At 36.5% G+C, this 12,142-nt stretch carries 10 protein-coding genes; 3 read left to right on the top strand and 7 right to left on the bottom strand.

The genetic code is table 11. The annotated features are described in order from the left end of the window. Genes nrdE through nrdH form a run of 3 tightly spaced genes read right to left on the bottom strand, consistent with a single transcriptional unit; the run spans nt 1 to nt 2,755 of the window. Nucleotides 1-2,151, bottom strand: a complete 2,151-nt coding sequence (gene nrdE, locus ACFIN0_RS03825) for a class 1b ribonucleoside-diphosphate reductase subunit alpha (protein WP_375606768.1) — start codon at nt 2,149-2,151, stop codon at nt 1-3. After that, nucleotides 2,133-2,531: a class Ib ribonucleoside-diphosphate reductase assembly flavoprotein NrdI gene (gene nrdI / locus ACFIN0_RS03820; RefSeq protein ID WP_375611835.1), complete on the bottom strand. Its 399-nt coding sequence runs from the start codon at nt 2,529-2,531 to the stop codon at nt 2,133-2,135. Before nrdI ends, nrdE begins: the two co-directional genes overlap by 19 nt. Further along, on the bottom strand, nt 2,531-2,755 hold the full coding sequence (gene nrdH, locus ACFIN0_RS03815; protein ID WP_005774163.1) for a glutaredoxin-like protein NrdH: 225 nt from the start codon (nt 2,753-2,755) through the stop codon (nt 2,531-2,533). Before nrdH ends, nrdI begins: the two co-directional genes overlap by 1 nt. Nucleotides 2,756-3,435: 680 nt before the next feature. Between nrdH and ACFIN0_RS03810 the strand changes: the two genes are divergently transcribed. The 3 genes from ACFIN0_RS03810 to ACFIN0_RS03800 are packed head-to-tail and all read left to right on the top strand — an operon-like array spanning nt 3,436 to nt 5,986. Beyond that, nucleotides 3,436-4,188: an ABC transporter ATP-binding protein gene (locus ACFIN0_RS03810; protein WP_375615158.1), complete on the top strand. Its 753-nt coding sequence runs from the start codon at nt 3,436-3,438 to the stop codon at nt 4,186-4,188. 3 nt (nt 4,189-4,191) lie between these two features. After that, nucleotides 4,192-5,061 carry a metal ABC transporter permease gene (locus ACFIN0_RS03805; RefSeq protein ID WP_375701948.1) on the top strand — a complete coding sequence of 290 codons (870 nt, stop codon included), beginning with the start codon at nt 4,192-4,194 and terminating at the stop codon, nt 5,059-5,061. A gap of 10 nt (nt 5,062-5,071) precedes the next feature. After that, entirely contained in the window at nt 5,072-5,986 is a 915-nt protein-coding gene (locus ACFIN0_RS03800; RefSeq protein ID WP_375701947.1) for a metal ABC transporter solute-binding protein, Zn/Mn family, read from the top strand. Between the two features lie 1,927 nt (nt 5,987-7,913). On the opposite strand, the gene ACFIN0_RS03795 is transcribed toward ACFIN0_RS03800, so the two are convergent. The 4 genes from ACFIN0_RS03795 to ugpB all read right to left on the bottom strand — a co-directional run bounded on the left by ACFIN0_RS03795 (nt 7,914) and on the right by ugpB (nt 12,139). Then, entirely contained in the window at nt 7,914-8,960 is a 1,047-nt protein-coding gene (locus ACFIN0_RS03795) for a sn-glycerol-3-phosphate import ATP-binding protein UgpC (RefSeq protein WP_375701946.1), read from the bottom strand. Between the two features lie 2 nt (nt 8,961-8,962). Continuing rightward, complete coding sequence (gene ugpE, locus ACFIN0_RS03790) at nt 8,963-9,814, bottom strand: sn-glycerol-3-phosphate ABC transporter permease UgpE (protein ID WP_375701945.1); 852 nt, start codon at nt 9,812-9,814, stop codon at nt 8,963-8,965. A 10-nt stretch (nt 9,815-9,824) separates the two neighbouring features. Further along, nucleotides 9,825-10,709: a sn-glycerol-3-phosphate ABC transporter permease UgpA gene (gene ugpA / locus ACFIN0_RS03785; protein WP_375606761.1), complete on the bottom strand. Its 885-nt coding sequence runs from the start codon at nt 10,707-10,709 to the stop codon at nt 9,825-9,827. A 95-nt stretch (nt 10,710-10,804) separates the two neighbouring features. Continuing rightward, entirely contained in the window at nt 10,805-12,139 is a 1,335-nt protein-coding gene (gene ugpB, locus ACFIN0_RS03780) for a sn-glycerol-3-phosphate ABC transporter substrate-binding protein UgpB (protein WP_375701944.1), read from the bottom strand. Nucleotides 12,140-12,142: the final 3 nt, after the last annotated feature.

The raw sequence follows: 12,142 nt of genomic DNA, 5'->3' as shown, positions 1-12,142 counted from the left end.
CTATAAACTGCACGAAACACAGCCATCTACTTCTGTTCCACTTAATGCTACTTGCCGTAATCGTACATAATAAATACTCTTGATACCCTTTTTCCAAGCATAAATTTGTGCGCGGTTAATATCACGTGTGGTCGCTGTATCGGGAAAAAATAATGTTAATGAAAGACCTTGATCAACATGCTGTGTTGCAACAGCATAGGTATCTATAATTTTTTCAGGCCCAATCTCATAAGCATCTTGGTAAAAATTCAAATTCGTATTATCCATATAAGGAGCGGGATAATAAACGCGCCCAATTTTTCCCTCTTTGCGAATTTCAATTTTTGAAGCAATTGGATGAATAGAAGAAGTGGCATGATTAATATAGGAAATAGATCCCGTGGGTGGAACAGCCTGTAGATTGCGATTATACAACCCATACTCAACAACTAAATCTTTGAGTTCCTGCCAATCATTTTGACTTGGAATAACAATATTGTTCCGTGCAAAAAGCTCTTGTACAAGCGCAAATTGCGGTTTCCATTCTTTTTCAATATATTTTTCGAAAAAACGCCCATCTGCATAAGCTGATTTTTCAAACCCTGCAAATATTTCTTGACGTTCGCGCGCAATTAAATTGGAAGCACGTATGGCGTGATATGTCACAATATAAAAGTAGATATTGGTAAAATCAATCGCTTCTGGAGATCCATAATAAATCTGCTCACGCGCTAGAAACCCATGCAAATTCATTTGTCCCAAACCAATCGCATGACTTTCGGCATTGCCTTTCGCAATGGAAGGTACACAAGCAATATTGCTCATATCCGAAACAGCAGTCAGAGCACGAACAGCAGATTCTACGGTCTGTCCAAAATCAGGACTTTCCATTGCTTTGGCAATATTCATGGATCCAAGATTACAGGATATGTCACTTCCAATCGTGCGATACGTTAAATCTGTCTCCAGTTCACTCGCCTCACTCACCTGCAAAATTTCTGAACATAAATTGCTCATACTTATGCGCCCAGCTATCGGATTCGATCGATTAGCAGTATCCTCAAATAAAATATAGGGATAACCCGACTCGAATTGAATTTCCGCTAGTGTCTGGAAAAAAACGCGTGCACTTATTTTCTTTTTACGAATCTTTGCATTATCAACAAAGGATCGATAATGCTCCGTTAAAGAAATATCGCTAAAGGGTTTACCTGTAACACGCTCAATGTCATACGATGAGAAGAGATACATATCCTCATTATTCCGTGCAAGCTCAAAAGTAATATCAGGAATAACGACACCAAGCGAAAGCGTTTTGATTCTAACTTTTTCATCAGCATTTTCACGCTTTGTATCCAAAAACTTCATAATATCTAAATGATGAGCATGCAAATAAACAGCTCCAGCCCCCTGTCGTGCCCCAAGCTGATTGGCGTAAGAAAAAGAATCTTCCAAGAGTTTCATCACCGGTAAAACACCTGAGGACTGATTTTCTATTTGCTTAATTGGCGCTCCAGCTTCCCGCAAATTGGTCAAACAAAGCGCCACACCTCCACCACGTTTTGAAAGCTGCAAAGCCGAATTAACCGAACGACCTATCGATTCCATATTATCTTCAACACGTAGCAAAAAACACGAAACCAATTCACCACGTTGTTTTTTGCCAGCATTTAGAAATGTCGGCGTTGCTGGTTGAAAACGTCCTGTAATAATTTCATCCACAAAACTTTCCGCAAGAGCTTTATTCCCTTGTGCCAAATATAAAGCTACAAGACAGACGCGATCTTCATAACGTTCAAGATAACGTTTCCCATCAAAAGTCTTCAGTGTATAGCTGGTATAATACTTAAACGCGCCTAAAAAGGTAGGAAAACGAAATTTAAATGCATAAGCACGTTTAAAAAGCTTTTTAATAAAAGAAAAATCATAAAGCTCAAACAAAGCTTTTTCATAATAACCTTCTTCTATTAAGTAATCTATTTTTTCCTTCAGGTTATGAAAAAAAACTGTATTTTGATTAACATGCTGAAGAAAATATTGCCGCGCAGCAAGCCGATCCATATCAAATTGAATATGACCATTTTCATCATAAAGATTAAGCATTGCATTCAACGCATGATAATCAGTAACCTGATCCGATTTCTGCGATTGTCCTATACCAATTGTTTCCAAAATCTTTCCAATCCCTTTTTTACATAAATAACGTCTTCATCAGTTCCACGCAGCTCAAAACGATAAAGGCAAGGGACACAACATTTTTCAGCAATAATTTTACTTGCTAAATTATAATAGCGACCAAAATTACGATTCCCACCGCCAATAACACCACGAATTAATTTGCGGTTCTCAGCTTCATTAAGAAACTGGACAACGGCCTTTGGCACGGCCCCTCTTCCTTCGCCATCTGCATATGTAGGAACAACCAATACATAAGGTTCACCAACCAATGCAGAAGGCTTTCTTTTATCAATTTTGAAGAGTCGTTGCCCAAGCTGCGAGACAAAATGTTCTGTATTACCCGTTGCACTCGAATAATAAACAATAAGCCCCATTAAGCACAAAGACCACTAATCATATCTGGTCTAAAACCAGACCAATGATTTTCACCACAAACAACGACAGGAACCTGACGATACCCCAGAGATTGAACAAAACTGTATGCTTGTTCATCACAAGAAATATCAACAACACGATAATGAATGCCTTTTGCATCAAAAGCGCGGCGTGTAGCATCACATTGGACACAAGATGGTTTACTATAAATAGTGATCGACATTTTCTTCAACTTTCACAATTCCAAACAATCAACCCTGAAAGGTCAATCTAATAATTTTATAGGTACTCAAGAATAACAAAAAATAGAAATTGTAAGCAAAACATGTGGTTATTTTCAAATAATACACAGCTTCCTGAACATAACAGAATTCCTCATCAAATAACTTCAAACACTATGATGAGAATAAGCGATTATTCTACAACTTAAATGGCAAAGCCCCCTAGTTATAAAACAATCTTTTGCTTGCATTACAATTCCCTCCTGCTGTCTAAAAAACTAATGTTCTAAACTACCGTTTTTCAAGAGCTCTGTTTGCTCTTTTACGGCAAAAATCAATTACAAAAACGAAAGGAAATCCTTCCAAAAGAGACCCTTCAGTAAAAATACTGCTATACCTTTGGCCAATAAACTCTTTACAATAATGGAAATAACTTAGATACCAAACGAAACACACTAACACCCTCTCTTGTGCTTATTTAGAATCACCAATCATTTTGATACTATATATAGTATATACTCTCTTTCTTTCGTCAAGGTGAATTCAATTATTATTTTTAATTTTCCACGATCTTCCCACTAAAATTTTCAGTACTCAAAACTATGTAATAATATAACATTTTGTTGACAAACGTTATATTATTACATAGTTTCCAAAATAATAAGCAACGATGGTAAAAAATATGGATCTGCACTTCAATAAGACAACATTAGGCTATAGGAATAGAATAGCAATAAAGAACTTTTCAGCAAAGTTAAAAGCTGGTTCATTGGTTGCAATAACAGGTGATAATGGCGCTGGAAAATCGACACTGCTAAAAGCCATCGCCGGATTGATTAAACCTCTTAAAGGAAAAATTACAAAACCAAAAAAAAGCCGCATTGCTTATCTTGCTCAGCAATGTCATGTAGATCAAACATTTCCAATTGATGTGAAAACGCTTATCAAAACAGGGTTATGGTCCTTTTGTGGATTATGGAAAAACCAACGCCCTTATGATTCTAAGATTCAGAATGCGCTTGAAATGGTTGGACTCTCAGCACTTGCCACCCGTTCGCTTGAAACATTATCAGGTGGGCAATTACAACGCGCCCTTTTTGCACGTATCATTGTACAAGATGCCAATATTATTTTGCTTGATGAACCTTTCAATGGTGTAGATCATAATACCCAAAAAGACCTTCTTGCACTGATCACATACTGGCAACAGCAAGGACGCACAATTCTCACAGCACTCCATAACCCTCTCATCGTGCAAGAATTTTTTCCCCAAATGATTCAAATTGATCAACAAAACGCCTTTTATGGAGAAACAACACAGTTTTTAAACAACACCCTTCATCACGTTATGCCACCTCTCACATCCAATTCTTTCCCTATTAGCGCACAAAAACAAAATCTTCTCATTAATGATCCTCTCTTTCTTAGGTTATAAGACGTGTATGCATTTTTTCTTGCCCCCTTTGTTGATTTCCAATTTATGCAAAACGCTCTTATCGGCTCTATTCTCCTCTCTATTAGTGCTTGTCCTGTTGGTGTGTTTTTGATGCTCCGTGGAATGAGTTTGACAGGAGATGCTATCTCTCATGCCATTCTTCCTGGTGTTGCAACTGCTTTTCTCATTTGCGGCTTCTCCCTTATATCTATGACACTTGGTGGTATTTTTGCTGGCATTATTGTTGCTTTAGCAACCATTTTGATTTCACGAAACAGCTTTCAGAAAGAAGATGCATCCATGACCGTCTTTTATCTTATTGCACTCGCGGCAGGTGTTATTATTATCTCACTGAAAGACTCAACAATTGAGCTGCTTCATCTCTTATTCGGATCGGTTCTTGCACTTGATGCACAAGCCCTTTGGTTAATCACTACTATAATGCTGATTACACTATGCAGCCTTTGTATTTTTTGGCGTGCACTCGTTTTAGAAAGCTTTGACCCCCTCTTTTTTAAATCACTCTCTCCATTAAGTAAATATATTCATATTTCATTGCTTGGACTTGTGGTGCTGAATCTAGTTGGAGGCTTTCAATCACTAGGAACATTACTTTCCGTTGGCATTATGATGATTCCAGCCATTACAGCCCGTTTTTGGTTTTCACGGCTAGGCCCTATTTGCGCGCTTTCCACTTTTTTTGGAATCATTTCTAGCGTAGGTGGTCTCCTGCTTTCTTTTCATCTTTCACTTCCCTCCGGCCCTGCTATCATCATTACCGCAGGATTTATTTATCTTGTTTCCTGTTTGATAAGTCCACGTGGCTTTATTGTAGCATGGTTTCCCCACCTCTTTTATACCTCCTCACTTTAAGGAAAAAAACGTGCCTAAATTTGCTCAAAAATTTGTTCTTCTTGGAGCTTTATTGCTTGCCCTTTCTCCATTTTCTGCTTCTGCACACAATAAAATCAAAGTTGTTGCGAGCTTTTCCATTCTTGCAGATCTCATAAAAAATGTAGGAGACAACCATATCTCTATGACCACTTTTGTAGGTCCCAATGCGAATACCCACACTTATGAACCTACCCCTCATGATGCTCAAGCTCTTAGAAATGCTCAAATTATTTTCATCAACGGACTTCATTTAGAGGGGTTCATTGACCGCCTTATCACAGCAAGCGGTACAAAAGCACTTCTTGTCAAAGTTAGTGATAATATACCCCCTCTCGAAATGAAAAAACAAGAACATAATGCCCATCATCACAGCGTTATTGACCCACACGCTTGGCAAACAATTCCCAATGTTGAAATCTATGTGAAGAATATCGCTGCTGCTTTTTGTAAAATTGATCCACAATCCTGCACCAGCTACAAAAAAAATGCCGAAACCTACATCCAAAAACTTCAAATAGCACAAGATACCCTGAAAACAAAAATTGCTACCATTCCTAAAGATAAACGTATCATTATCACATCTCATGATGCCTTTGGCTATTTTGCCAAGGAATATGGTTTTACTATCCTTGCTCCTCAAAGTGCTTCAACAGAAACTGAAGCAACCGCAGCCGATGTAGCCAAACTTATTAAACAAATTAAAGCGAATAAAGCAACGGCCCTATTCGTTGAAAATATCTCTAATCCTCGTCTCATAAAACAGATTGCAAAAGAAACAGGTTTAACAATTGGTGGAACACTTTATTCTGATGCATTGTCAAACAAAAATGGCCCTGCAGCAACTTATCTCGATATGATGGAACATAATGTGAATACCATCATTGATGCTATCACAAAACATTAAGATCTTCTATAAAAGAGATAAAAAAGAGTTCATAAAATCGTAAGTCTATGGTTATGTTACTAATGATGCCCCAACAGCTATAATTGATAACATTGATATGAAATAAAGTTACTTTTACAGAGAAATTTATACTCTATAGATTCTAAGATAGATAAAGTAAGTAGATTTATTGCCTCATGGTGCCCAAACTGTTAGCAGTAGCATTCTATTTTTCAATGCTTCTTTTACAATAACTCTCGACACTTGAAAGATTCATAAGAAGAATTTGGTGTCTCTTTCTTAAAGTATTTTTATCTATCCAACTTCATTTATAACATGCAAGTAGAATTGTGTATGAATAAAAACCACTTGAAGAAAAAATGCCTCTTATGAAGAGTCTCAACACAATAATTGTTGCAATATTGGAGACTGAAAGAGAGTATGATGATGGCCCAAGCTTGTATTTTTATACGCATAAAGATGGCAATACACAATGGATTTATGTTATACTATTTATAAACGACTGCGTGAAAAAATAGTTTGAACAACCTAGCAAGATATTTTTTTAAAAAAGTGCGCAAATTGGCAACCCAACAGCCTTCTGTTTAGGTATTCTGTTTTGTATGAGAGATGCAATTTTATTCAACGAACGTAAAAAAAATGTGTTCGGCAATGCTTAATCGCCATTATGTAAGAGACATTGGCTTAGATGTTTTTGAAAATCGCAATACTAAATTAAAAGATGAGGCTAAAGATAAAATCTATTTTTTATTTGATGCTTTCATATTCTACCTAAATTAAGCTGTCTCCTCATTTTAGAAATTACACAAAGCAGATAAGCTTATTCTACTTTAGCATACAAAACTAAATACAGCACTGAACCATCTTCATATTTGTCTCAAACATACTGCTGTATAAAGTTTAGGTTGATTTATAAGCAACAAAAAAGCACGCGCTTTATAAGAAAATAATATCATAAAACCATTAATAGACTGGCAATATATTGAAAAAATATACCAGCTTTTATAAAATGCTTTGCAAAATAATAATATAACTGCCTTTGTCCCTACTGATTCTTATAGGTGTTCGCACCAATCCCTTATGTTATATTCATAAAGATCTGTTTTAGGATGATCTATAGGCAATTTTTAACTCAAGAATATAGAAAGATCGATGAGATGTTACAGATGTATTTCATCTGCTTTTATCGCTAAAAGCAATGAAAATTCTAAAATAAGCACACCTTCTATCTCTCAGTGATTTTTTGCAACTTATCAGATACCCTTGCTGAGAATTACATAGTGATTTACATGAGAAAAAATAAACTTGCAGCATGCGCGCATAGGTTTCTCTCTAATTTATGTGATTGGTAAAAAAAATAAATGCTTCTTATAGGAGCTCTGAAACTATTTTAGATCATATGGCCAGCAGTAAAATAGAATGCGCCTATTCTCGTAGAGACTATTTAGAACAGCGTCGTATTTTATGGATCAAATAGACTTTTTATGTTAGGGATCAAAGCTCAGATATGGGGCGCATCCTCCCTTATCTATGACTCATTTTTTCTCTCTATTTCTCTCATTTACTTTTATAATACACATAAATTATTACATCAATAAACATATGATAATATGTTGTTTTTTATAACAAAATTATAAATGAGTAAAAATTGGTTAATAAAGATTTATTCTATATTGATATTTTTTTATAATGAAAATGATGTTTGAAAATTATATTCTTCTTATAGACCATGAAAATGTAAAATTTCTTCATATAAATGTTTTGACATTCTCAGCGCCACGGAACAATGGATCATTACCAAAACTGTTAAAATTTTGTTTTTAATCCCATCGGTTACAACCTGAGTTTGTAAATGTAATTGAGCAAGTCAAAACACACCATTATCATGACGCAGCATAAAAGAGAGTCGTATCACATCAATTAATGCTTACTTATTATTTGTGCGCTTTCCTGTGTTTTTATTAAAAGTATGAAAATTCTGATGAGCAACTGTGAAACTTAGTTTTTGACCATAGTCGTGTGTCAAGCGTTCTTTTATTTCAATCGTAAAGATGATACCATTCCAACGCGTTAAAACATGGCAACCTGTTCCAATAGGCTTGATAAGCTCAATTTTTGTGTGAAAGACAGGCCCTTTATCTGGATGTTCGCCCAATAAGATGATCTCAGGTCTGAATGCTAAAAGATCAGTTTCTTCGCCATAAGAAAATGAATGCCCTAAATGTTGTTCTAAGACATGGCGATCAAGAAAATTCATAGGAGGAGAACCAATGAAATCAGCAACAAATGTTGTTGCTGGAGTATCGTAAATTTCCATTGGTGTTCCAATTTGCTCGATAGCTCCTTTATTCAAAACCACTATTCTATCAGCTAATGTCATAGCTTCTAGTTGATCATGGGTAACATAGAGGCTCGTTGTTCCTAATGAACGCTGTAGTGTTTTTATTTCAATACACATTTGCGCCCGTAATTTTGCATCAAGATTTGAAAGAGGTTCATCAAAGAGAAAAACACGGGGTTGACGTACAATCACACGCCCCATTGCAACACGCTGGCGTTGTCCTCCTGATAATTGTCGTGGTTTACGATCAAGAAATGGTTCTATCTCTAAAAGTTTTGCAGCATGTGCGATACGTTTTTTTATTTCTTCTTTAGGAGTTTTACGATTTTTAAGACCATATTCTAAGTTTCCACGAACTGTCATATGGGGATAAAGGGCATAATTTTGAAAAACCATAGCAATATCACGATCAGCTGGTTCACGATCATTGATACGTTCGTTATCAATATACAATTCACCTGAGGTGACTTGTTCAAGTCCTGCTATAATACGTAATAGGGTTGATTTTCCACACCCTGAAGGACCGACAAGAACAAGAAGCTCTTTATCGGCAATAGTTAAGTTTAAATCATCAATGACCAGAATGCCGTTGTCATACTGTTTTTTTATATTTGATAACTGGATTATGGCCACGATTACTTCTCCGTTTCAATAAGGCCTCTGATAAAAAGCCGCTGCATGAAGATAACAACAAGAACAGGGGGAACCATGGCAACAACCGATACTGCCATGAGTATATTCCATTGAGGATCATGTTGAAGTGATTCGACAATAAGCTGTTTTAAAATAATAAGGATCGTTTGATGATTCTGGTCCGTTGTGATGATAAGAGGCCAGAGATATTGTATCCATCCATAAATGAACATAATGATAAATAAAGCAGCGATATTACTTTTACTAAGAGGAAGAAGAATATCCTTAAAAAATTTAACTGGACCTGCACCATCAACACGTGCCGCCTCTAAGAGTTCATCTGGAACAGTCAAAAAAAACTGGCGAAATAAAAATGTAGCGGTTGCAGATGCAATAAGTGGAATAATCATTCCACTATAGGTATTAACCATCCCCAATTTTGCAACAATCTCATAGGTTGGAAGAATACGAACTTCGACAGGGAGCATCAATGTAACAAAAATAAGAACAAAAGCAGTTTTTCGGAAGGGAAAGCGCATGTAAATAATTGCATAAGCAGACAAAAGTGAAATAATAATTTTTCCAATACTAATCCCAAGAGCCATAATGAATGAATTCATTAAAAGTGGCCAGAGGTTGGGCAAACCCAGCTGTGCAAGGCCATCACCAAAGATTGTTTTATAATTTTCCAGAGCATATTTCCCAGGCAAAAGAGGAAGTGTTCCTGAGGTAAATGCTGCTGAACTATGAGTTGATGCAATGATAGCAACATAAACTGGAAAGCAAATAATGATAATACCAACAATGAGCGTTATATGGGTTATAACTTTCAAAACAGGGCGATTTTCAACCATAATTTGTTTCCTAATATTGTACACGGCGCTCAATCCAGCGAAACTGGATAAACGTTAAGACAATAACCATCAACATCAATAGTGTTGATTGTGCTGCCGATGCACCGATTATTTGATTTCTAAAGCCATCATCATATACTTTATAGACGAGGATGCTCGTTGCACGCGCAGGACCTCCAGAAGTTGTATTATCAATAATACCAAAAGTATCAAACATAACATAATTGACATTGACAATAAGAAGGAAAAACGTCGTTGGTGAAATTTGTGGGAAGATCACAGTCCAAAATCGTTTAAAGGGACCAGCACCATCAATGGCGGCTGCTTCTATTTGAGAACGCGGAACAGACTGAAGACCTGTAAGAAAAAAGAGAAAATTGTAAGAAATTTGTTTCCAGCTAGCCGCAATGACAATAAGAAGCATCGCTTGAGTGCCATTAATACGATAATTCCATAAAACCCCTATTTTTTCGAGAAGAAAAGGGATAATCCCAATAGTGGGATGAAAGATAAACAACCATAATATACCGGCCAATACTGGAGCAACAGCATAGGGCCAGAGCAAAAGCATTGTATAAGCCTTTTTTGCACGGATGACACGATCAACACAGACAGCTAAGAGAAGTGATATTGTCATTGAAGCGACAGTAACTGAGATGGAAAATACTGCGGTTGTAAGAAGCGATTGCCGATAAGTAGGATCAGAAAGAACGGTTATATAATTTTCAAGACCAATAAAAGTTGTTGTAAAGCCAAAAGGATCTTCGCGTTCAAAGGATGATTTTATTGCCTGAGCAGCAGGCCAAAAGAAAAACAAAAAAGTCACAAGGAGTTGAGGAAAAAGCAACCCGTAAGAAAGGAGACTATTTTTAAAATATGCATGCTTTTCTTGCATTCGTAGGGCTCTTTAAATGTAGAGACTTTAAAAAGATAAACAAAAAGGACTCAACGATTGTTGTTGAGTCTTTAATGTTTAACAATAAAACGAAATTAATGATTGGATTTTTCAAATTCACGCAAGAGTTTATTTCCACGTTTAACGGTTTCATCTAAACCATCTTTCGGTGTTTTTGAACCACGAAGAACAGCTTCCAACTCTTGATCAAGAATAGTACGGATTTGTGGTAAATTACCAAATCTTATACCTTTCGAATTAACTGTTGGAGGATTAAGATTGATCTGTTTAATAGCTATATCAGCACCTGGCGTTTTTTCATAGAAATGTTGTTTTTTGCTTAATTCATAAGTCGCTTTTGTGGTTGGAAGATAACCTGTTTCTTGATGCCACCTTGCTTGATTTTCTGTTTTTGAAAGAAATTTAAGAAAAGCGGCTGCCCCTGCATATTCCTTTGGAGTATGTCCCTTAAACGCCCAAATAGAAGCTCCCCCAATAACTGAATTTTGCGGCGCTCCTTCTGCATCCTTATAGTATGGTAGCATACCAACCCCCACATTAAACTGAGCTTCAGAAACAATTCCAGCATATGATCCTGAAGATTGCATTAAAATTGCACAATTTTGTGCCATAAACATTGGTGTTGAATCTAATGCGCCAGCAGGACCACCATAGCGGAAAATACCTTGATCAGACCACTTTTTCAAGTCAGCCCACATACGCACTTGTAAAGGTCCATTAAATGTAAGTTCTGAATCAAATCCTTTAAAGCCATTTTCCTTCGTTCCAAAAGGAACATTATGCAACGCTGAAAAGTTTTCTATACCAATCCATTGAGCTGCATAAGTCATTGTAAAACCACACGTTGCCGCTTTAGTCTCAATAATTTTTTTGGAAAAATCTTCTATATCTTGCCACGTTTTAGGAGGCTGTTCTGGATCAAGCCCTGCTTTTTTAAAGATATCTTTGTTATAATAAAGGATTGGTGTTGAAATATTGAATGGCATAGAAACCATACGCCCCTGTTCATCGGAGTAATAGCCACTAATAGCAGGAAAATAATCTGTAGGATCGAACTCTTGTTTTGTATCAGCCATAAGTTGATAAAATGGATAGATTGCGCCTTTTGCTGCCATCATAGTTCCAGTACCAACGTCATAAATTTGAGCGAGCACCGGCTGTTTCTTTCCACGAAATGCTGCAATGAGTGAAATCAAACCCTCTTCATACTCACCGCGATATGAAGGAATAACTTTATATTCAGATTGACTCGCATTAAAATCGTTAATGAGACTTTCAGTTTCCTTTCCTAGTTCACCACTCATAGAATGCCAAAAGCTAATTTTTGTCTGCGCGAAACCTTCTGTTATTCCCGCTGTTGTTATTATGATAGCAACCGTGGCTACTATGGAAAGATAAAAACGACTCATGGT

Source organism: Bartonella sp. AA89HNZF, from assembly GCF_042196905.1.
Taxonomy (GTDB): Bacteria; Pseudomonadota; Alphaproteobacteria; order Rhizobiales; family Rhizobiaceae; genus Bartonella.
This window is presented reverse-complemented; position numbering and strand designations above follow the sequence as displayed.